This is a genomic window from Brevibacterium atlanticum (assembly GCF_011617245.1).
In the GTDB taxonomy this organism is placed as follows: domain Bacteria; phylum Actinomycetota; class Actinomycetes; order Actinomycetales; family Brevibacteriaceae; genus Brevibacterium; species Brevibacterium atlanticum.
Genome location: NZ_CP050152.1, coordinates 2,999,556 through 3,020,168, shown reverse-complemented (window position 1 = coordinate 3,020,168; position 20,613 = coordinate 2,999,556). Strand labels below are relative to the sequence as shown.

Here is a 20,613-nt window from a genome sequence, read left to right as displayed (position 1 = left end):
TATCAAGTTCCCCACCGCCCAAGGAGCGAACACATGCCCATTCGAGAGCTCAGCGACGGTGACGATCTGCGCTTGAACGAGGTGTTCGCCGACGCGACCACCCCGGCCGGGCACATGGCCAGGTCACTGTTCCGTCCTTCCTCGGATTCGCCGCTCATCCGCTCCGTCATCGCCGAGGTGGTCCCCGAGGTTCCCGTCGGAGCCGCCGCGATCGCCGAATCCCCCCTTCACCCCCACCGAGCCTGGGTGCACGTCGAGGTCGCCGCTGAGGAGCAGGGCCACGGTCAGGGACGCGAGCTCTTCGAGGCTGTGTGCGCCGAAACCCGTGGCACTGCGCTCGAAGGTCTCGACCTGCGGACCAGGGTGCAGGCGGGCAGCCCGGGGGAGGGCTTCGCCCAGGCGCTCGGGTTCACCCCGCTGACGACGACCCGTGTCATCCGGGTGCCCGCCGGTGCCCTGCCTCCGGCCGGGGGCGGCCGTGCCGAGGATCTCGAGATCGTGGCGACCGGTTCGGTGAAGCTGACGAAGGCGTTCCTCGCCTGGTACACCGCCGTGAACCGTGACGATGCCGTCGGCCCGCTGACGATCGGACAGGTGAATAGCGCCTTCCTCTCCGAGGCGGCCGGTGCCCATGGTGCGGCCCTGCTCGGTGGGGCTGCCGGGCCCGCCGAGGCGGGTGGGCTGAGCGCCTTCGCCGTGTCCTATGCCCGGGAGGCCGATGAGACCGCCGGAACCGTGCCGTCGGCCGGTGAACCCGGTGCCGGGCCGGGGGCAGGCCAGCCGGGTGCTGGTCAGGGCGAGGGCCAGGCCGTCGTCGATCAGGCCCCGGAGGAGCCCCCGACCGAACTCATCCTCGGCTCGATGTTCGAGGCCCGTGAGGACGCGGACCCCGACGACGAGAACTTCGCTGCGGCCGTCGCCGATGCCGAACTGCTCCTGGCTCGGCTGTCGGTCGATGCCGACGTCGTCATCGAGGTCACGAGCGGAATGCCCGTGATCTCGGCACTCGCCGACCGACTGCTCGAGGCGGGGACGGCCACCGAACTCTACCGTTATGAGACTCTCACGGGACCACCTGCCGATCTGAGCTGATCGGCCTTGACGGCTCCGGCCGACGCGGTCCTGCCTCGACGCCGATGTCTGTCACGGACCGGATGCGGAACAGTGTGCGGCCCTCGTCGGCGGTGAGCAGCCGCACGGCTCGGGCACGATTCTCGGTGGCGAACCACCCGGTTCCGGCCAGTCCGTCGAGCGGTGACTGCCGGAGCAGTCCCAGACCGGTGAGGTCCTGACGGGTGTGGACGCCGACGACGAGCAAGGGCCCGAGGTTCTGCGCCTTCGACAGAGCAGAACCGTAGCCGGGAGCGAAACGCGTCGGCACGGTGAGCACGTGGAATCGCCCGTCAAGGGGATCCCAATCGGCCGGCTCCTCCTCCTGGTGCGCATCGTCGTGGACGATGACCGTGTCCAGTTCTCGCATGAGCGCGGCGAACTCGCTCTTCCCGCTCTGCGGTGAACCGCGGACCGTGAGCACAGAGCCGTCGCGCTGCGGATCCCAGGTGACGAGCTCACCGAAGGCGTCGACGCCGATGGGCAGCCTGGACCGTTCGACGACGGCGGCGACCGAGCCTGAGAGGTCCCCGATAGTCGTGCTCGCGGTGTGGTCGAGACCCTGCCATCGAGGGGTGATACCGCGAGGAGTCTCACCATGAGCAGTCGCAGCTTCCGGACCCTCCCGGACATCGTACAGACCGCCCGGAGAACACTGGCCTGGGATGAGCTGCACATCGGCGCCTTCGCTGCCGGTCGACTGCACACGGGGGCCGCGGATCACGGCACGGAACTCCGGCCAGGTACCGGCGAAACGCTGTCGGCTGAGCCCGAGGCTGGTGCCGTCCTCACCGGTCTCCGGCGGGAAGATCAGTTGGGTGGCGAACCGCGAACTCCTGCGCGTCGCATTCCGGGCTCCCGAGAGCAGAAAGACGAGACCGGAGCGTGAACCATGCCCGAGCAGCCGCTCCGCCAGGTCGGCCCAATAGTGGTCGAGTGAATCGATGAGTTCCGCCCAGTTGCCGCACACCAGCAGACTCGGCGGGGCGGGCACACCAATCGGTCCGGTGAAGAGGTGATCGAGCACGGACTGCATCGTCCATCCCGTCGACATCCCGCAGCTGATCTCGGCTCCGGCGAGGGCGGCGGCGATCCTGCCGAGCGCGATGATACGCCGTGACGGTGCGGCCGCGCGTGCCATGCGCACCAGCACCGAGTCCGTGATCTCCGGGTCGCCGTTCATGAGGATCGTCGATCCGTCGAGCTCGGGATCATAGGTCCAGTTCCGCTGTCGCTGTTCGGAGGGGATGTCGATGATCCCGGTGGCGTCTCCGCCCGTCTCGTCCGGACCGGGCAACGGCGGGAGCACCACCTGCTGCGATCGTGACCGGTCGTTCATGGTCACGGCGGTGGTGATGATGTTGTCGACGCTGATTCCGCTCACCCCGCCCGGCAGGCTCGGAACCCGGCCGGCAGGCCAGGGGCGGACACGTGGGCGCAGAGCCGCCTCGGCGGGGGAATCGTCACCGAAGGGAACGGCCACACGGAATCGGGTGACGCCGAGTCCGGTGTCCAGGCAGGCGGCACCGGGTCTGTCGGCCGGCAGCAGGGCGCCGGCCTCGGTGCCGATGACGTCGAAGGAATCGGTTTCATCGCGTACTCGCAGACACACGCGGATGTTGATGTTCGCCTTCATCTGCCCGGTGACGACCCCGAGCGGTCGCTGGGTGGCGAGGATGAGGTGGACGCCGAGGGACCGGCCGAGCGCAGTGAGGTGTTCGAGCAGGTCAGCGGCTCGTGGGTGGGTGGCCATGAGGGCGTGGAATTCGTCGATGACGACGACGAGCTGCGGTGGCGGCGTGGCCAGGTCACGGATGTGGGCGCATCCGCTGACAGCGAGGAGCTGTTCGCGGCGGGTGATCTCGGCGCGCACCGACACGAGCGCGCGGAATGCGAGGCCCGAGTCGAAGTCGTCGAGCACACTGTCGGTGTGCGGCAGGTCCTGCAACGGGGCGAAGGTGGCACCGCCCTTGAAATCGATGAGGACGAATCGCAGGCGCCGAGGCGGGTGTGCCAAAGCCATCGACAGCAGCCAGGTCTGGAGGAGGAGCGATTTTCCGCTGCCTGTGGTACCGGCGACGAGAGCGTGCGGTCCGTCCGCGAACAGATCGATCCCGACGTCGCCGTCGGCTCCGCGGCCGACGAGGACCGGCCCCGGTGAGGGGTGTTGCCAGCGGGCGACGATGGCTTCGGGAGCATCTTCGCAGAGCTCGCCGAGACCGTGGTTGGGCCAGGGTTGGCAGTCCTGTCCGGACTGGTGGCGTCGGTGAAGGGTGACGAAGCGGGCGGCAGGCATGAGAGTCGCGATGAGCGGACGACCGGGGACCGGCCCACGGGGTGCGCTCGAGGCGGTGGTGCGTGCCTGGGCGAGGGGGCCTACGGTGAGGGAGATCGTCGCAGCGGGACGCGGGCCGGTCATCGTGAGCCGCGCAGGGACTGCAGTGTCGTCGAGGTTGAGGTCGACGGCGACGTCGTCCTCGGCATCGCCTCGGGCCAATGGGCTGGCGGTCTGCTCACCGGTATCGGGGGCGTATCGTGTGCCGGCCATTTCCGGCAGCTGGGCGAGCGCGCGGCAGGGCCGCCAGGCATACCGGTAGTCGGACAGCCACGCGAAGGCCATGGTGCGCAGAGTCTCGGCTTCTGCACTGACGGTCACCGAGGTGGTCATCGGGTCGATGCGGATCGGCATGGCCTCAATCACGATGCGACCGTCGACGTGGTCGGCGTCCTCCTGCAGCGCTTCATCGATGGTGAGATCGCTGAGGATCGTTCCGAAGCCCAGAGTCACGCCCGGGGCGGCGTAGGCGGTGCGGCGCTGGTCGGCTTCGAGGCTGTCGAGTCGGATGTGGGCCTCGTCGAGGGCGGCGGCGCGATCGCGAAGGCACTGCTCGCGGTCTCGGGCGAAGCGCTTCTTCTCGACGAGATAGGCGACGTAGCCGGAGAGCGGCGCGGAGACGCTGAAGAGCAGGAACCACCACATGCTCGTCATCACGGCCAGCACCACGCCGATGCCGATCGGGATGAGGAAGGTCCACCATTGGGGCGGTCTGGCCGGCTGGGGGTCGGCGATCGTCTTCGGGGCGATGTGGATGTCGTCGCTGCGACCCCAGGGCGGGGAGCGGATCTGCGGAGTCCCGGAGCTCGGGGCCGTGCCTGCCGTCGCGGCCGTCCCCGGGGCAGGGGCGAGGACCGTTGCGCCGATGTGGACAGCGGCATGGGAGCTTGTGGCATCGAGTCGCAGCGGCACCGGTGTCCGAGAGATGCAGGGGTCGATGACGGTGAGTGAACCGTCGTGGCAGAGTCGAGACAGTCGGGCTCGGCGTGGATCGACGGCGAGCGTGAAGCCTGAGTCAGGGCCGGCGAGAACCGACACCGCTGCCAGTTCCGTTTCGGCCCGGTCGACGGTGGCCAGAGTGTTCGCCCCGATGAGCGTGATCGGGTTGAGGGTCTGCCACCGACCCCAGGAGATGGTCTCGATGTCCTGGCCGTCGAGCCGGTTGCCGTCGTTGAGGTCCGCTGGTTCCAGCGTCGGGCCGAAGGCAGTCCGGAAGACGTCGAGTGCCGGTGTGGTCGAGTCGGCTTCGACGCTGGTGCTGGTGACTGCTCCGTTCGTCTCGATGTGATGGACGAGTCCGAGTGTTCTCATGACCACAGAGTCTCCGCGCTGCTTGGGCAGGGTCAAGGGGGCCGACGCGCCCTGTGGATTCGGTCGTTGCGTCCACAGGGTGTCCATGCGCGAGTGGGATGAGCATCCACAGGAATCGGCGTCGAAGTCGGCCCAGGGTGAAGGCGGTCTCGGTCAGTCCAGGCGGAGCGCGCCTCGGGCGTAGGCGGTGGCGTGGAGATCGATGAGTGCGGGAACGAACGGTGAGAGCAGAGCCGGTGAGTAGCGTGCTGTGATCCGGATCCGGACCGAATGGGCACCGTCGGCATCGGCGCTCAGCCGCAGACGGTGCATCCCCTGCGGAGTCGGGACGGCACCCAGATAGCGACCGGCAGCGCGCTCGGCCGCGGGTGGGGAGAACACGAGTCCGGGATCATCGCCTGGAGCAGGCTCGAACGAGTCCGAGGCCGCCAGGGCTGCAGAGTCCGCGAGCCCCTGCAGCTCCCTCCGTGCCATGTGCAGGTCGGTCAGAGTCGCGATGAGGAAGGCGAGCAGCAAGGCGATGGCGACGAAGCCGATGGCCAGTGGCGTGATCGAACCGGCATCCGGTTCCTGCGGCTCCACATCTGACTCGAACGGTCCCGCATCTGTGTCACTCGATTCCACACTCGTCTCTCCCAGTCCCGCGCTCGCCTCGATCGGCTTCCTCTCATCGGGCAGCGATTCATCCGCAAGTCGCTCGTCACTCGACATCTCACTCGACTCCCGCGGCGACGACGTCGGTGTGGTCTGCCCGCAGAGTGATGTGCGGCGAATGCGCGGAGCCGAAGAGCAGAGGGAACCCCGGCAGCGACACCTTCGTTTCGACCCGTGCGGTGATCAGAGAACCTGCCTGTCCACAGGGTCCTGCGCACGAGTAGGTGATCGACGTCGGTGCGTCGCCGACTCCGAAGTCGGCGAAATGCATCTGTGCCACCGCCTGCGCCCTCGCCTCGGACGGGTTCGCATCGCGGGCGGCGATACGGGAGGCGGACATCGCCGCCGAGGTGGTCGCATAGCTGGCAGCCTGCAGCTGGGAGAGCGCGAGCATGAGGTAGATGACAGGGATGAGGAGGACGACGGAGGCGAAGATGAATTCGACGACAGCGGTCCCGGAATCCGTCTGATCGGTCGCGTCGACTTCAGTCACGGTCGATGTCCTCGGCGATGGACCGACCGCGCAGATCCCACACCTCGGCCGGCCCCCACAGTCCGAGCACGGGCAACGGGGTGCGGACTCGGACTTCGACGACCTCGGCCCCACCTCGGCGGGCGGTCGAGACGGTGACCTTCTGCGCATAGCGCTCGCCGACGGACACGCGGATCAGGTCGGCGGTGAGCCTCTGCCCGTCTCGGGCGGTCTGGTCGGCCAGGCTCGCCTGTCGGGCCCCGGCGATCGCCGAGTCGATGACCGTGTTGCGGACGTGGATGACGAGCCCGATCTGCAGAGCTCCGGCGAGGATGAGCGCCAGCAGCGAGGCGACGAGCGCGAATTCGGCAACGGCCGAACCCATATCGGCGCACGCCTGACCGCCGGTGCGACCCACATCTGGATCGCCCGGCAGTGAGCACGCGTCATCATCGCCCACGTCCGGATCACCCTGCCCCGCGGACCTTGTTCATCGCGTCCTGGAACATCGAGGTGAAGGCCTCCCCGGCCAGCGCCCACAAGGCAACAACTAACCCTGCTGTCATCAAGGTGATGAGAACCCATCCGGGGACGTCTCCGCGGTCGGGCGGATCGTACTCGGCGCCGGCATCGGGGTCCTCCCCAGGATGAGGACCCGACCTGGAATCGACCTCGGCGGCGAACCCGCGGTCGGTCACCTCGGTGCGGGTGGACCCACCTCGGCGATGGGGTGCTCCGACGATCAGCCCGAGCAGGAACGGGATGAGTCGGTAGCTGAACTGGCGGAACATGGTGTCTCCTTCTTCCGGGTGATCGTCGGAGCGATCTTCGGGGTGGTCACGTGCGTCGGGGGCACTCGGGGCGGCGGTCACGGGCTGAGGTCGAGCACGGTCAGGGACGGGAAGACGGCGAAGATGACGGTGACGGGGAGGACGAAGACGACGACGGGGACGAGCATCCCGATCTCCTTCTTCCCGGAGAGCTCGAGCAGCCGCCGCCGTGACTGTTCGCGCACGTCAGCGGCTTGAGAGCGGAGAACTTCGGCCAAGGGTGTGCCGCGGGTCATCGACACGGCGAGCCCGTCGACGAATTGGACGATCTCGGGGATCGCGATGCGTGTGGCCATGCCGTCGAGCGCTTCGACCAATGGCGTTCCGGTGCGGGTGGCGGCCAGGGCTGACCGGAGTTCGTCGATGAGGTCGCCCGAGCATGTGCGGCATACCCGTTCGAGCGCTTCGACGATCCCCTCACCTGCGGTGATGGACAGGGCGAGGAGTTCGGCGACGGTGGGGAACTCGGCGAGGACGCGGGATTCGTGCCGGTTGATCGCCTGGCTGAGGCGCCAATCATTGGCCACGTGTCCGGCGATGCCGCCGCTGATGATGAGGATGAGAGCGACGATGGGGGAGAATCCGCGCTGTGTCGAGATCAGGCCGGCCAGTCCGCCGCCGACGATCATCCCCACGAGGATGCTGAGCACCTGATCGATGCGGAAGCGTTCGACCGTGGCATTACCGCCGAGGCGGTCGATGCGCTGACGCAGAGTCGCGTCCGTGGTGATGCGCGAGGTCACCCACAGCGTCGAGGTGACCAGCCACGATTTCGCCAGCCCCCAGAATCCCTCGGTGCGTGGGGTCGGGGGAGCGTAGATGTCGATCAGGGACTCCTGGTCGCGCAGGTACGGTGCGATCCGCGACGACAGGCTCGGACGGCGCAGCGGAGGCAGGGCGAAGACGAAGGCGCACAGGGCGAACCCGTTGAGCAGTCCGAGTGCGAGCACGGACAGCGGATCGCCGAGGATGCTCATACCGTCTGCCCGCCGGTTTCGTCTGCGGCGCCGATGAAGCGGCGGTGTGCCGCGCTGAGTGAGGAGCCTTCGATGACCCGGGGTTCGCTCGGGAGTCTGCCGATGCGCTTCATCGCCTGGTAGGCCAGCAGTGAGACGACGAAACCCGCGGCCAACAGGATGAGACCAGTCTGCGAATTGTAGGCTGTGGCGGTCTCCGGCCGGGTGGACAGCAGCGCGAGCACCACCCATGGTGCGGCCACCGCCAGTCGGGCTCCGTTGACGGTCCACTGCTGCCGGGCGGAGAGTTCGTTGCGGGTCCGAGCGTCATCGCGCACGAACTGCGCCAGGGCACGCAGCATCGTGCCCAGATCGCTGCCGCCGACCTGTCGGGTGACGCTGAGCGCCGCGACGATGCGGTCGGCGACGGGGTCGGCGCTGACCTGCCGAAACCGTTCGAGGGCGAGGGCGAACGATCCGCTGGCACGATACTCCTCGGCGAAGACCTCGAACAGGGGACGCAGCGGCTCCGGTCCGCGATGGGCCAGTGAGCTCAGGGCCTCGGGCAGAGACAGTCCCGCCCGGACTCCGGAGTTGAGGTGGTCGAGGGTCTCCGGCCACAGCTCGCGCCGCATCACTTCACGACCTCGGGCACGGTGCTGCAGCAGCCGATGCGGCAGCCATGAGGCGAAGAGGCCGAAGCACAGGGCGATCGCCCACGACCCGGTGAGCACGGTGGCGACGACGGCGACGACGCAGAAGACGGCGATCGAGATGAGCAGCAGGTGCACCGGTCGCAGGCGAGGAAACCCGGCCCCGGTGAGCATGTCATCGAGTTCGCGCACCCACCGCCGCTGCGTCCTCGCCCCGGCCGGTCGCTGCCACAGCGACATCCAGATCAGCAGAAGCCCGACACCGAGGCCGGCACCGATGAGCAGTGCGTACTGCGAATAGCTCACGCCGCCTCCAGAATGGCGTGCAGATCCCGGCCGATGGCCGCGAACCGTTCGCCGAGGTGGCCGAACCCCTGACCGCGGACGAGCTGTCCGCGTGGGGAGTGGAAGATCGTATCGAGTTCGACGACGTCGCCTTCGACGCCGCCGGGCACGGCGCAGATCTCGTCGACTCGGCGCACACCCGTCGGGTCTCGTCGCAAGTGGACGACGACGTCGAGGCTGACGGCGACGGTGGGGACGACGAAGGCCGAGGAGATGTTCGCCCCGGCCAGCAGGGGCAGAGTGCAGATCTTCGTGATCGCGGCCCGAGCGGAGTTCGCGTGCAGCGTCGACATCCCGGCCAAGCCTGAATTCAATGCGATGAGCATGTCGAGGCTTTCGGCTTCCCTGACCTCGCCGACGATGATGCGGGTGGGACGCATGCGCAGAGCCTCTTTGACCAGGGCACGCAGGGTGACCTCGCCGGTGCCTTCGAGGGAGGGCTGGCGGCACTGCATCGGTACCCAGTCGCGACTGGGCAGGTTGAGTTCGAAGACCTCTTCGCAGGAGATCGTGCGCTCGCGGGCCGGGATCGACCCGGCCAGCGCATTGAGCATGGTCGTCTTACCGGCCTGCGTCGCCCCGGAGACGAGGATGTTCGCTCCACAGGCCACAGACGCGTCGAGGAATGCGGCGGCGCTCTGGGTGAGTGAGCCGTTCGAGACGAGATTTCCGAGATTGCGCGGCCGGGAGATGAACTTGCGGATATTCACAGCAGGGTGGCTGCGCGTGATGTCGGGCAGCACCACATGCAGGCGGGAGCCGTCGGGAAGGATCGCGTCGACGAAGGGCTGAGACAGGTCGACGCGACGACCCGAGGTGCGCAGCATCCGCTCGATGAGGTCGTCGAGTTCTCCAGCGCTCAGCTTCGTCGTCGTCAGCTGATGGACGCCGTCGACGGCGATGAAGACCTCGCTGGGGCTGTTGATCCAGATCTCCTCAACGTGCGGGTCGTCGAAATAGTCCTGCAGGGCGCCGAAGCCGGAGAGCTGATTGTCGATATGCCGGAAGGTCTCTTCCTTGTCCTCGAGAAGGGGAAGATCGGCGACGAGGCTGCGTTCGTCGTATTCGGCGATGACGGTGCGGATGAGCTCGCGGGAGCGCTGAACATCAGCGCGCGGGTCCACATCGAGATCCCTGATCCGTTTGTGGACCTCGCTGGTGATGACTTCGGTGGCTTCCACAGTGAACCCTTGCCCAGATCATTCAAATGACAGCGAGATTTGCTGTTTAACCTATCTGTAGTCGAAAGAAGAATCCAGAGTTTCGGTGAATCTGTGGATAACTTTCTTGACGCTTATCTAATGACAGAGATGTAGTTACAGAATGCGTCTTTGCGTGTGAGTGAGAGCGGAGGGCAGGGTGTGATCGGTGCGCGAGTGCCGTGCTGGCCAGAGGCTGTCTGTGGGGCGGGCGGTCCTGTTGCGCGGGCGCGCGCTCCGGTATACATTTTCCTCACCAGTTCTCGCGATGAAGCGACTCGAGCCGCGCCGCCGGCGGGATGAATGAGATCTCCCGCCGGCGGCGCTTGTGGTTCTCGCCCCGTGCGGCGGTTTGTGTCGGCAGGCCGGCGCCCGACTGCGGGGCTGTGCGGGGGTTCCGGTGTTCGTCGACGTCGGGCGTGCATCCGCCGTTTCCTGCCCGGGGGAGGGCATGCACTAGAATCGAGGCATTATGGCCTCCACTGATTACTCTTCCGAAATCGCCAACCTCCGTCAGACGTACAAGGCGATTCTCGACGTGTCCGACCTGGACAATCTGCGCGACGAGGTCGCTGAGCTCACAGAGGAGGCGTCGTCGCCGACCTTCTGGGACGACCCGGATTCGGCGCAGAAGACCTCGGCGAAGCTCTCACATAAGCAGGGGACTCTGGAGAAGCTCGAGAAGTTCGGGCAGCGGATCGACGATGCCGAACTCCTCGTCGAGATGTCGCAGGATGAGGGTGACGCCGATTCGCTCGAAGAGGCTGATCGGGACATCAGGAAGCTGCGCGATCAGCTGGCCGAGCTCGAGATCTCGACCCTGCTCAACCACGAATACGATGAGCGCTCAGCCGTCGTCACTGTGCGCTCCGGAGCCGGCGGCGACGATGCGACCGACTGGGCGCAGATGCTCACCCGCATGTACATCCGCTGGGCGGAGAACCGCGGTTACGGTGTCCAGGAACTCGACACCTCCTACGCCGAGGGTGCCGGAGTGAAGTCTGCGACGATCCAGATCAACGCCCCCTACGCCTACGGCACGCTGTCCGTCGAGGCCGGCACCCACCGCCTCGTGCGCATCAGCCCGTTTGACAACCAGGGCCGCCGTCAGACCTCCTTCGCCGCCGTCGAGGTGGTCCCGCTCATCGAGTCGACCGACCACATCGAGGTCGACGAGAACGACCTGCGCATCGACGTCTACCGGTCCTCGGGGCCCGGCGGGCAGTCGGTGAATACGACGGACTCGGCTGTGCGCATCACGCACATCCCCACCGGGGTGGTCGTGAGCATGCAGAACGAGAAGTCGCAGATTCAGAACCGTGAGGCCGCGATGCGCGTCCTCCAGTCACGACTGCTTGAGCGCAAGCGTCAGGAAGAAGCAGCGCAGAAGAAGGAACTGGCCGGCGATATCAAAGCCAGCTGGGGCGACCAGATGCGCTCGTACGTCACGCACCCGTACCAGATGGTCAAGGACCTGCGCACCGGCTACGAGGTCAACAACCCCTCCGCTGTCTTCGATGGCGACCTCGACGGACTCATCGAGGCCGGCATCCGCTGGCGCAAGGAACAGGAGATCGCCGAGGAGGCCGAGGCCTGAGACCCGCGCCACCTCGGTGAGGGCGTCGCCGAAGTCATCAACGCCCGACTGTGAACTTCATCAGATCGCAACACACGCCCGCTCGCCTCCCGGGACATCACGGAACTGTTACGTACAGTGGAAGCGGCCGAGCCACCCGCGACATGATTGAAGACCGACTTGATCAGATTCGACTCCGTTTCGAAGTCCTACGACACGCGTTCACGTAAGGCACTCGATGACATCTCGTTCGAGGCCGATCGCGGTGAATTCGTGTTTCTCGTCGGCGCCTCCGGTTCGGGAAAGTCCACGGTCATCCGCCTCATCCTCCGCGAAGAGGTCCCGACGTCCGGGCGGATCCACATCGCCGGCAAATCCGTGGTGAAGATGCCCAGCTGGAAGGTGCCCTACCTGCGGCGGGGGATCGGAACCGTGTTCCAGGACTTCCGCCTGCTGCCGAACAAGACCGTCTTCGCCAATGTGGCCTTCGCGCTGCAGGTGATCGGGAAGTCTCGCGCGGCCATGTCGACCCTCGTCCCCGACGTCCTCGAGACCGTGGGCCTGGATGGAAAGGAGAAGCGCTATCCCAGCGAACTCTCCGGCGGTGAGCAGCAGCGCGTGGCCATCGCCCGTGCCGTGGTCAACAAGCCAGGTATCCTGCTCGCCGATGAGCCCACGGGCAACCTCGACCCGACGACGAGTGCTGACATCATGAGCGTGCTGGAGAAGATCAACCGCAATGGCACGACGGTGCTCATGGCCACCCACGACGGTGAGATCGTCAATCGGATGCGCCGGCGTGTCATCGAGCTTCGCGAGGGCGAGATCGTCCGCGACGTCGAAGAAGGCACCTACGGAGTGGCCTCATGAGGGCCGGTTTCATCCTCTCCGAGGTCGTCTCCGGCCTGCGGAAGAACTTCTCCATGGTCCTCTCCGTCGTGCTCGTGACCTTCGTGTCCCTGCTGTTCGTCGGCGCGGCGATCCTGCTGCAGATGCAGGTCGGGCAGATGAAGGACTTCTGGTACGACCGAGTGCAGGTCTCCGTGTTCCTCTGCCCGTCCGATTCGGAGGCGACGAACTGCGTCGACGGTGAGGTCACCGGCGATCAGAAGGAGCAGATCAAAGCCGACCTCGAGAGCTCCGAACTCGCCCCCTACGTCGACAAGGTCTACTTCGAGGACAAGTCCGAGGCCTACGAGCACTTCCAAGACCAGTTCAAAGGCACCAGCCTCGAAGGCACTGTGCCCAAAGACGACATGAACGAGTCCTTCCGGGTCAAACTCAAGGACGCCGAGAAGTACGACATCATCAAGGAGACGTTCTCCTCGACGCCGGGAGTCGAAGAGGTCGTCGACCAGAACCAGTTGCTCGACCGGCTGTTCGGGGTGCTCAACGTCGCGACCATCGTGGCGATCGCCATCGCCGGGATCATGCTCGTGTGTGCGATGCTGCTCATCGCCACCACTATCCGACTCTCCGCGTTCTCCCGACGCCGGGAGACCGGCATCATGCGGCTCGTCGGTGCCTCGAACACCTTCATCCAGATGCCGTTCCTGCTCGAAGGCGTCATCGCCTCGGCCGTCGGCGCGACCCTGTCCGCCGGTGTCCTGGGCCTGCTCGTGCACTACGGCATCAGCGGCTGGCTGCAGGGTCAGGCGACCGGGTTCAGCCTCATCTCCGGCTGGGACGTCCTCCTCATCGCCCCCGTGCTCGTCGTCATCGGTGTGATCATGGCCGGAGCCTCCTCGCTGATCACCCTCAACAAGTACACGAAGGTCTGAGATGAAGCACAGGCTCGGACTCGCCGTCACCGCAGCTGTACTCGCGCTGGTTCTGCCGACCGCCTCGGCGGTGGCCGATCCCAGAGACGACAAGAGCAAGGTCGATGACCGCGTCAAGGAGCTACAGCAGGAATTCGAGGGACTCGACGAGGATCTCGCGCGCGTCATCGCCGAACGCGACGAGGCGCAGGAGAAGCTGCCCGACGCCGAGGCGGAATCGAAGGCAGCCGACGATGCGCTGGCCGAGGCGATCGAGAAGGATCAGGACATGGCTGCGCGGCTGACTTCGGCCGAGAACGCGCAGAAGGACCTCAAGTCGTCGATCAAGTCGGGTACCGAGGAGATCGACAAGCACAAGACCTCGGCCGCGCGGATCGGTCGTCAGGCCTACCAGAACTCGGGCATCACCTCCGATCTGGCGATGCTTCTGCAGATGGCCGACGGTACGAGTGCCGACGGCGGGATCGGTCGAGTGGATTCGGCCGTACGCAGCCAGCAGCGCACCATTGACAAGCTCTCGGAGCAGCGCGCGCTGAACAAGAACAACGAGGAGCGCCTGTCGGGCGTGACCGAGAAGATCTCCGACCTCAAGGACGAAGCCGCCGAGGCGGTCGTGGCCAAGGAGGCCGCGCAGGTCGATGCGAAGAAGAAGGCAGACAGCCTCAACGATCTGATCTCGGCGAAGGACGATGCGGAGAAGACGATCTCCGATAACAAGGCCACGACTGAGAAGCAGCTCGCCGATGAGAAGGCCGAGCAGGACCGTCTGGCGAAGAAGGTCCGCGAATGGGAGAAGGAGCAGGAGAAGAAGGGCAACTTCACCTTCGGCGACGGTGTGTTGGCCAACCCGGCCAAGGGGTACCCGATCACCTCGCCGTTCGGCTATCGGATCCACCCGATCACGGGGGCGAAGAAGCTGCATTCTGGAACGGACTTCGGTGTTCCCTGCGGCACTCCGATCCACGCGGCCGGCGACGGGGTCGTCGTCGGGGCGGGTTGGACCGGCGGCTACGGAAACCGGGTGGTCGTCTCCCACGGCAAGATCAAGGGCGACTCGATCGCGTCGACCTACAACCACAACACGAAGGTCAAGGTCCACGCCGGCCAGAAGGTCAAGAAGGGCGACGTCATCTCGATCTCGGGAACGACGGGCGCTTCGACCGGTTGCCACCTGCACTTCGAGATCATGAAGAACGGTGGTTACGTCAACCCCATGCCCTACATCTCCTGACCCCAATTACTACTGTGAGGATTGATAGTGGCTGGTCTGGGACTGGCTGGCAGAGTAGGAACTGACCGTCCCATCGATCATCATGACTCGAATTACTGCTGACTCAGACGATGTCATCGTCAGGATCTGTCTGATGATCGGTGGGCGGTCGGCCCCGGCTCGGCCCACATCGGTAACTTGATCAGAAGGTTGTCCGTTCCTGACCGAACGTGACTCATCACAGTAGTGTTCCGACGTGACTATCTCCCGGACCGGAGCCGACCGTTCGACGGTCGGACATCATCCGCTCTAACACGGGAGAATCACGAACCGTCATGACTATCATCTCGCACTTGTACGCGTTTGTCGTCGGCGTCGACACACACGCGAAGAACCACGTCTACGCCATACTCACCAACCGCGGTGAGCACCTCGATACCCGCGAATTCCCGACCACGAATACTGGCCTGGCACGCGCGTTGGACTGGGTCGGGCGTCGCACCGGCGGGCACCTGGACACCCTGTGGGTGATCGAAGGCATCGGCACCTACGGAGCGATCCTGGCCGAGAACGTCGCTGAGGCTGGGTATACGGTCGCCGAGGCCGCGAGCATGAGTGCCCGCGACCGTCACAGCACGGGTAAGGATGACCAGATCGACGCCCGCAGAATCGCGACCACCGTCCTGCCCTTGGAGCAGTCGCGGCTGCGCGTGCCCAGACAGGCCGATGGGCCGCGTCAGGGACTGCGGATCCTCGTGGGTGCCCGCGAGTCCATGACGCGGGAGAAGACCCGCACCATCAACGCGCTGACCGCGTTGTTGCGGGCGAACGATCTCGGTATCGATGCCCGACGGAAACTGTCAGTCGCCAAGATCCGCACGGTGTCGAAATGGCGGGGCCGGAACGAGCCTGTGGCCCGTTGTGAAGCACGTCGGGAAGCGATCCGGTTAGCCAAACGCGTCATCGAACTCGATGCCGACATCAAGGATTACGCCACACGGATTCTGGCTCTGGTGAAGGACAGTCCTGCCGCTGTGCTGCTGGCCCAGCCGGGGATCGGACCGATCACTGCCGCCGTGTTCTATCTGGCGTGGTCTCAACCAGGACGGGTGCATTCCGAGGCTGCGTTCGCGAAGCTGGCGGGGGTGAATCCGATCCCAGCATCGTCGGGCAATGTGGTGAGATTCCGACTCAACCGCAGCGGGGACCGCCGGTTGAACTCCGCGTTGTACATGGTGGCCATCACGAAGCTGTCCTTCGATGAGGAGACCCGAGCGTACATGGCTAAACGACTTGGGGAAGGGAAGTCGAAGAAGGAGGCTATCCGGTGTATCAAGCGGTTTGTGGCCCGGAGAGTTTATCGGCTTCTCGAGGCGACGAGCGTGGTTGGGCAGGCCGCTTGACAAGCATAGAAGGATCCTGACGGCGGCCCAGCAACCTCGCGCGAGGTTGCTGGGCCGCCGTCAGGTAGCAAATGGAGGGTTTTGGGAATAGGGGCGGCGGCGGTGCCGTTGTGCCTGCTCGGGTCGTCGTCCGTAACGTTGGGACCCTGTCCGGGATGGGCTAGAATAGACGGCTGTGCGTGCGAACGCGTACGCCAGCGATCAGAAGCAGAGAGGAGGCCGGTCATGCCGAAGGACACAGGCAAGAAAGTCATTGCGAGGAACCGCAAGGCTCGCCACGACTATCACATCGAAGACACGTGGGAGGCCGGTCTCGTACTCACCGGCACCGAGGTGAAGTCGCTGCGCGAAGGCCGTGCCTCGCTCACCGACGGATTCGCGCTGATCTTCCAGAACGAAGCGTGGCTCGAAGGCGTCTACATCCCCGAATACATGCAGGGGACCTGGACGAATCACACCGCGCGCAGGCGCCGCAAGCTGCTCCTTCACCGCGAGGAGATCCTCAAGATCTCCCAGAAAGTCAAGGAATCCGGCCGGACACTCGTGCCGCTCGAACTCTACTTCGACGGGTCCCGGGTCAAGGTCGAGATCGCCTTGGCCAAGGGTAAGCGCGAATGGGACAAGCGACAGGCTCTGCGCGAAGCGCAGGATAAGCGCGAGGCCGAGCGCGCGATGAAGTCCAAGCAGTTCCTCTGAGCCTCGCCGAGGCGGCCGTGTCCTGGACGCGGTCGTGCAGATGCAGGTTCGATTCCCGCCATCTCCACACCCTCGCCGAGGCGGTCGCGTCCTCGGTTGCGAACGCTCGGAATACGATTGGCTCGGCCGGTGTTGAGCGAGTATGCTGGTGTTCCTGTCCAGCCGAGAAACCCGCGTCAGCGGGTGCCAGAGCCGGTCAGGATTGGTAAGAGAATATGGGGATGATCGGTTTCGACGTTGGACACTGCGTCGGGAGAAGCGGGCCGAGAATGCAGAGTCATCTCGTTAATGTCCTCTGCAAAACAATAGGTGCTAAGTCTAACAACCGCACCGATTTCGCCCTCGCTGCCTGATAGAGCGCGAGCTGCGAATCCGTCAGCCTAGAGTTGCCTCTGCTCTAGATCCTGGCGTCGCTTAAGAGGCCACTGCTTCAGGCACATGTTGGGGGTGCCTGAGGGACTCTTACTCAACTCCGTTCGTTGGCTTACGTGTTCGTGCGGTAGCCAGAACCTAAGACACCAGTTCACGAACTGCGCCCGGAGAAGTCCTGACAATCTGCCGACGGACGCGGGTTCGATTCCCGCCATCTCCACGTTTTCACAGAGCCTCGCGGGCCGGTCGTCGGACCGATCCTGCGGGGCTCTGTTCGTCCGTGCCCCGGTTGAAACGTCCTTCGTCTTCCCGCGCCGAAGAGCCCCCGTGCTATAAAGAGACAGACGGAGACTCCGATGTCGAGCACCTGCCCTGATGCGCCTCCGCTCGCTCCCGAACCGGTATGCACCACCCGAATGGACACGCTCGGCGAACGGGCATGGAGAGGACCACGATGATGGACAGTCCCATCCCCGTCACGGTGGACAATTACGCCCGTGCCGAAACCGCCCGCATGTTCACCGCGCTGACCCGTGCCGCCGGAGGGGCGAATCGGTGGAAGCACAACCGCACCCCGACCGAGATCTCGGCCCAAGAGGTGATCCGGATGAATCGGGACACCCTCTACAGCTTCCTCGTCCTCGACGTCTCACAAGGGGCGAGTGTGACGATCCCCGATGCCGGAGATCGCTACATCTCCGTCATGGTCGTCACCGAGGACCACTACGTCCCGACGATCTTCCACGATGCCGGGACCTACGAGCTGTCCGCCGTCGATCTGGGCAGCGAATTCGTCGTCGTCGCCGCACGGATCCTCGTCGATCCTCAATCGGAGAAGGACGTCGCCGAGGTGGCCCGACTCCAGGACGGCTTGTCCGCGACATCGACCGCCGGCCGGGACTACCACGCCCCGAACTTCGACCCCGAGAGCCTCACCGAAACCACTCAGGCGCTCACCGTCCTCGCACGAGGCATGACGGACTTCACTGAGGCGTTCGGACGCAACGACGAAGTCGAACGACTCAGCCATCTGGCCGGAGTGGCCGTGGGGTGGGGAGGTCTGCCCGCCAGCGAGGCACGTTACATCAACGTCTCACCCCGGCTTCCGGTCGGCGAATTCCGACTGCGGGTGACCGATGTGCCGGTCGACGGCTTCTGGTCGATCTCCGTCTACAACGGCGCCGGCTTCTTCGAACCCAATGACGCCGAAGCCTACAGCCTCAACAACATCACCGCCCACCGCGACGACGACGGAGGAGTCACCGTGCACTTCGGTGGGGACACCGATGTACCCAACACACTTCCCATCGTCGAGGGCTGGAACTATCTCTTCCGGCTCTACCGACCCCGCCCCGAGGCAGCTGCCTGGACCCCTCCGGATCTGACCGAGGTCTGAGCCTTTCGACCGCGGAAGGATCGTCATTGTCACGATCCCCGTTTCGAAGGACTCCCCATAAAGAAGGCACTCATCGCCTTCGCCGCCACTGTCTCCCTCATCGCAGTCCTCATCGGTGCACCCGTCATCGCCGACTTCCGCGCGAAGGCCGAGCTCGAGTCGAAGGCGACCGAATTCCTCGACGGCTGCGGAGTCGAGGCCTCCTCGATCGACGGCCGCGCCGACCGCCTCACCCGCTTCATCACCGTCGACTATCCCGCCGATGGTGCCGAGCCGATGCTCAACCCGGATGGTTCGCTCACCGAGGTGGCCACCATCGACGGTGACGAGTTCGAGCATTTCGACATGCCCCAGCCCACCGAGGTGAGAACCGTGGCCGCCGGCGACGACGGAGTCGTCGTCGAGGTCGAATACGCCTCGAGCGATTGCCGCTGATCACGGGACCGCCTGACTAGACTGAGAGCCGATGAGACGAATCTTCGCGTGGCTGTGGCTGGTCCCCGTACCGCTGACCCTGGCACTCGACGCCCTGACCGGCATCCACTGGCTGCTCACCGCGGCCGGTGTCCTCGCCGCCGGCATCGGCGTGCCCGTCCTCATCCGCGTCCAACGCGTGCCCGACCGAGCCCGCGAACTCCTCTTCGGCGCCCTCGGTCAGATCCTCGCCCTCGGCATCGTCGCATCCGTGCCGACCATGAGCACGACGGCAATGTGGCTGAGTCTCGTGACCATCGCGATGCTCACGAGGTTCGCGACCACGTGGCTCGGGATCCTCGGCATCGTCGTCCTCGCCGCCGCGAACATCGGCTCTCCGCTGCTCATGCCCGACGGAGTGACCTTCGGTCTCGCGGCAATGACCGTCATCGTCGTCGCCGTCGCGATCGGAGTGACGCTGCGCTCGGCCGATCGGTCCCTGATCGAACGGCAGGCCACCGCCACCGAGGCGGAGCGACGTCGCATCGCCACCGAACTCCACGACCTCATCGCCCACGAGGTGACCGGAATCGTCGTCCTCGCCCAAGCCGCCGGCCGCAGTGACAATGCGGCGCTGACCTCGACCGCCCTGCAGAGGATCGAGGAGTCCGGGACCCGTGCGCTCACCGAGATCCGCCGCCTGGTCTCCGAGAACCGGACCGAAGGCGGGGCACGAACCCCGGTCGCGGCCGGGCCGCAGGCCCTGCGAGATCGGGTCACTTCCTACGGCGACCACGCAACCATCGACATCGCCGAGAGCATCGACACTTCAGCCACCCCGAAGACCCTGGGGCACGATGGCATGGGAACCGCCTCGGCCCCCGCCATCGACGAGCACGTCTGGCCGGTGCTCGACCGCGTCCTCGTCGAAACACTCACGAACGTCCGCCGCCATGCCGGACCCGACGCCGAGGTGAAAGTCCGCCTCCACCGCGATGACTGTGCCCCGGAGACACTGCTGATGAGCGTGACGAACGCTCCGGGCACCAGGGGAGTCGGAGCCGGAAGCGGCACAGGACTGAGCAGTCTGCGCGCACGGGTGAGCCACCTCGGCGGGAGCATCGAAGCCGGCCCCGACCCCGACGGCGGATGGAGCGTACGCACCCGCCTTCCCGCGACTGCCCCGTCACCAGCACCCGCATCCGAACGATCGGAGGAACCCCGATGATCACAGTCGCCGTCGTCGATGACCAGGAGATGGTGCGGATGGGGTTCTCCCTCATCCTCGACGCCGAGGACGGGATCTCCGTGATCGGACGGGCCGCCGACGGCGTCGAGGCGATCGAACTCGCGCGGCGGGACAAACCGGATGTCATCCTCCTCGACATCCGCATGCCCCGCCTCGACGGACTCGCCGCACTGCCGCGCCTGACCGAGCATTCGAAGGTCATCATGGTCACGACCTTCGACGACGATGACTACGTCGATGCGGCGCTGGCAGGCGGTGCGAGCGGCTTCCTGCTCAAAGACGCCGGCGCCGACCTCCTCATTGCCGGGGTCAGGGCGGCAGCCAACGGCGACGCCCTCATCTCACCCTCGCTCACCCTCGACCTGCTCAGCCGCCGGGCCGAGACACAGGGCACGGACACCCACGCGGTGGACCGGCTGAGCGGGAGAGAACTCGAGGTCGCGAAGCTCGTCGCCGTCGGCCGGACCAACCAGGAGATCTGCGAGACCCTCTTCATCTCGCTCGGCACCGTGAAGACTCACCTCGGCAGCATCCAGGCCCGCCTCGAAGCCCGCAACCGCGTCGAGATCGCCGCAGCGATGTGGGAATCCGGCGTGATGGATCGGCCGAACGGCTGACCCCACCCGGGCGGAATCGGCCGCTGGGCCGATG

At 65.8% G+C, this 20,613-nt stretch carries 19 protein-coding genes and 1 other RNA gene; 12 read left to right on the top strand and 8 right to left on the bottom strand.

The window, feature by feature from the left end; all coding sequences use genetic code 11:
- Window positions 1-33: 33 nt before the first annotated feature.
- Window positions 34-1,092 carry a GNAT family N-acetyltransferase gene (locus tag GUY23_RS13515; RefSeq protein WP_166973107.1) on the top strand — a complete coding sequence of 353 codons (1,059 nt, stop codon included), beginning with the start codon at window positions 34-36 and terminating at the stop codon, window positions 1,090-1,092.
- Here the strand turns inward: GUY23_RS13515 and GUY23_RS13510 are convergent.
- From GUY23_RS13510 to GUY23_RS13475, 8 genes are all read right to left on the bottom strand, one after another.
- Window positions 1,064-4,756, bottom strand: a complete 3,693-nt coding sequence (locus tag GUY23_RS13510; protein WP_166973105.1) for an FtsK/SpoIIIE domain-containing protein — start codon at window positions 4,754-4,756, stop codon at window positions 1,064-1,066. The genes GUY23_RS13515 and GUY23_RS13510 overlap by 29 nt on opposite strands.
- Before the next feature lie 153 nt (window positions 4,757-4,909).
- Window positions 4,910-5,467, bottom strand: coding sequence for a pilus assembly protein TadG-related protein (locus GUY23_RS13505; RefSeq protein ID WP_166973103.1), 558 nt, complete (start codon window positions 5,465-5,467; stop codon window positions 4,910-4,912).
- Window position 5,468: 1 nt separating this feature from the next.
- Window positions 5,469-5,903, bottom strand: coding sequence for a hypothetical protein (locus GUY23_RS13500; RefSeq protein ID WP_166973101.1), 435 nt, complete (start codon window positions 5,901-5,903; stop codon window positions 5,469-5,471).
- Window positions 5,896-6,342 (bottom strand): TadE/TadG family type IV pilus assembly protein, encoded by a 447-nt coding sequence (locus GUY23_RS13495; RefSeq protein WP_228282330.1) that lies wholly within the window; start codon window positions 6,340-6,342, stop codon window positions 5,896-5,898. The genes GUY23_RS13500 and GUY23_RS13495 overlap by 8 nt, the downstream gene beginning before the upstream one ends.
- A 7-nt stretch (window positions 6,343-6,349) precedes the next feature.
- Window positions 6,350-6,673, bottom strand: a complete 324-nt coding sequence (locus GUY23_RS13490) for a hypothetical protein (RefSeq protein WP_166968550.1) — start codon at window positions 6,671-6,673, stop codon at window positions 6,350-6,352.
- 77 nt (window positions 6,674-6,750) lie between these two features.
- Window positions 6,751-7,689: a type II secretion system F family protein gene (locus GUY23_RS13485; protein ID WP_166973099.1), complete on the bottom strand. Its 939-nt coding sequence runs from the start codon at window positions 7,687-7,689 to the stop codon at window positions 6,751-6,753.
- Window positions 7,686-8,627, bottom strand: coding sequence for a type II secretion system F family protein (locus GUY23_RS13480; protein WP_166973097.1), 942 nt, complete (start codon window positions 8,625-8,627; stop codon window positions 7,686-7,688). The genes GUY23_RS13485 and GUY23_RS13480 overlap by 4 nt, the downstream gene beginning before the upstream one ends.
- Entirely contained in the window at window positions 8,624-9,847 is a 1,224-nt protein-coding gene (locus tag GUY23_RS13475; RefSeq protein ID WP_166973095.1) for a CpaF family protein, read from the bottom strand. The genes GUY23_RS13480 and GUY23_RS13475 overlap by 4 nt, the downstream gene beginning before the upstream one ends.
- Window positions 9,848-10,337: 490 nt before the next feature.
- Here GUY23_RS13475 and prfB point away from each other — a divergent pair, with 490 nt between their 5' ends.
- The 11 genes from prfB to GUY23_RS13420 all read left to right on the top strand — a co-directional run bounded on the left by prfB (window position 10,338) and on the right by GUY23_RS13420 (window position 20,579).
- Window positions 10,338-11,462: a peptide chain release factor 2 gene (prfB, locus tag GUY23_RS13470; protein ID WP_166973093.1), complete on the top strand. Its 1,125-nt coding sequence runs from the start codon at window positions 10,338-10,340 to the stop codon at window positions 11,460-11,462.
- 159 nt (window positions 11,463-11,621) lie between these two features.
- Entirely contained in the window at window positions 11,622-12,311 is a 690-nt protein-coding gene (ftsE, locus tag GUY23_RS13465; RefSeq protein ID WP_166973091.1) for a cell division ATP-binding protein FtsE, read from the top strand.
- Window positions 12,308-13,222 carry a permease-like cell division protein FtsX gene (ftsX, locus tag GUY23_RS13460; protein WP_166973089.1) on the top strand — a complete coding sequence of 305 codons (915 nt, stop codon included), beginning with the start codon at window positions 12,308-12,310 and terminating at the stop codon, window positions 13,220-13,222. Before ftsE ends, ftsX begins: the two co-directional genes overlap by 4 nt.
- 1 nt (window position 13,223) lies before the next feature.
- Complete coding sequence (locus GUY23_RS13455) at window positions 13,224-14,453, top strand: M23 family metallopeptidase (RefSeq protein WP_166973087.1); 1,230 nt, start codon at window positions 13,224-13,226, stop codon at window positions 14,451-14,453.
- Between the two features lie 314 nt (window positions 14,454-14,767).
- A complete protein-coding gene (locus GUY23_RS13450) occupies window positions 14,768-15,835 on the top strand; it encodes an IS110 family RNA-guided transposase (protein ID WP_166973085.1) in 1,068 nt (355 codons plus the stop codon).
- A gap of 225 nt (window positions 15,836-16,060) precedes the next feature.
- Window positions 16,061-16,531, top strand: a complete 471-nt coding sequence (smpB, locus tag GUY23_RS13445; RefSeq protein ID WP_166973083.1) for an SsrA-binding protein SmpB — start codon at window positions 16,061-16,063, stop codon at window positions 16,529-16,531.
- Window positions 16,532-16,748: 217 nt separating this feature from the next.
- Window positions 16,749-17,126: a transfer-messenger RNA gene (gene ssrA, locus GUY23_RS13440) on the top strand.
- A gap of 231 nt (window positions 17,127-17,357) precedes the next feature.
- Entirely contained in the window at window positions 17,358-18,299 is a 942-nt protein-coding gene (locus tag GUY23_RS13435; RefSeq protein ID WP_228282328.1) for a DUF1214 domain-containing protein, read from the top strand.
- A gap of 276 nt (window positions 18,300-18,575) precedes the next feature.
- Window positions 18,576-18,734, top strand: a complete 159-nt coding sequence (locus GUY23_RS13430; protein ID WP_166973081.1) for a hypothetical protein — start codon at window positions 18,576-18,578, stop codon at window positions 18,732-18,734.
- 31 nt (window positions 18,735-18,765) lie between these two features.
- Window positions 18,766-19,941, top strand: a complete 1,176-nt coding sequence (locus GUY23_RS13425; protein ID WP_166973079.1) for a sensor histidine kinase — start codon at window positions 18,766-18,768, stop codon at window positions 19,939-19,941.
- Window positions 19,938-20,579 (top strand): response regulator, encoded by a 642-nt coding sequence (locus GUY23_RS13420; protein ID WP_166973077.1) that lies wholly within the window; start codon window positions 19,938-19,940, stop codon window positions 20,577-20,579. The genes GUY23_RS13425 and GUY23_RS13420 overlap by 4 nt, the downstream gene beginning before the upstream one ends.
- Window positions 20,580-20,613 lie beyond the last annotated feature (34 nt).

What these genes read in the sequence shown, in the direction of transcription:
- GUY23_RS13515 (WP_166973107.1), top strand. Translation starts at nt 34, where the DNA reads ATGCCCATTCGAGAGCTCAGCGACGGTGACGATCTGCGCTTGAACGAG.
- GUY23_RS13510 (WP_166973105.1), bottom strand. Translation starts at nt 4,756, where the DNA reads ATGAGAACACTCGGACTCGTCCATCACATCGAGACGAACGGAGCAGTC.
- GUY23_RS13505 (WP_166973103.1), bottom strand. Translation starts at nt 5,467, where the DNA reads ATGTCGAGTGACGAGCGACTTGCGGATGAATCGCTGCCCGATGAGAGG.
- GUY23_RS13490 (WP_166968550.1), bottom strand. Translation starts at nt 6,673, where the DNA reads ATGTTCCGCCAGTTCAGCTACCGACTCATCCCGTTCCTGCTCGGGCTG.
- GUY23_RS13485 (WP_166973099.1), bottom strand. Translation starts at nt 7,689, where the DNA reads ATGAGCATCCTCGGCGATCCGCTGTCCGTGCTCGCACTCGGACTGCTC.
- prfB (WP_166973093.1), top strand. Translation starts at nt 10,338, where the DNA reads ATGGCCTCCACTGATTACTCTTCCGAAATCGCCAACCTCCGTCAGACG.
- ftsX (WP_166973089.1), top strand. Translation starts at nt 12,308, where the DNA reads ATGAGGGCCGGTTTCATCCTCTCCGAGGTCGTCTCCGGCCTGCGGAAG.
- GUY23_RS13455 (WP_166973087.1), top strand. Translation starts at nt 13,224, where the DNA reads ATGAAGCACAGGCTCGGACTCGCCGTCACCGCAGCTGTACTCGCGCTG.
- GUY23_RS13450 (WP_166973085.1), top strand. Translation starts at nt 14,768, where the DNA reads ATGACTATCATCTCGCACTTGTACGCGTTTGTCGTCGGCGTCGACACA.
- smpB (WP_166973083.1), top strand. Translation starts at nt 16,061, where the DNA reads ATGCCGAAGGACACAGGCAAGAAAGTCATTGCGAGGAACCGCAAGGCT.
- GUY23_RS13435 (WP_228282328.1), top strand. Translation starts at nt 17,358, where the DNA reads ATGATGGACAGTCCCATCCCCGTCACGGTGGACAATTACGCCCGTGCC.
- GUY23_RS13430 (WP_166973081.1), top strand. Translation starts at nt 18,576, where the DNA reads ATGCTCAACCCGGATGGTTCGCTCACCGAGGTGGCCACCATCGACGGT.
- GUY23_RS13425 (WP_166973079.1), top strand. Translation starts at nt 18,766, where the DNA reads ATGAGACGAATCTTCGCGTGGCTGTGGCTGGTCCCCGTACCGCTGACC.
- GUY23_RS13420 (WP_166973077.1), top strand. Translation starts at nt 19,938, where the DNA reads ATGATCACAGTCGCCGTCGTCGATGACCAGGAGATGGTGCGGATGGGG.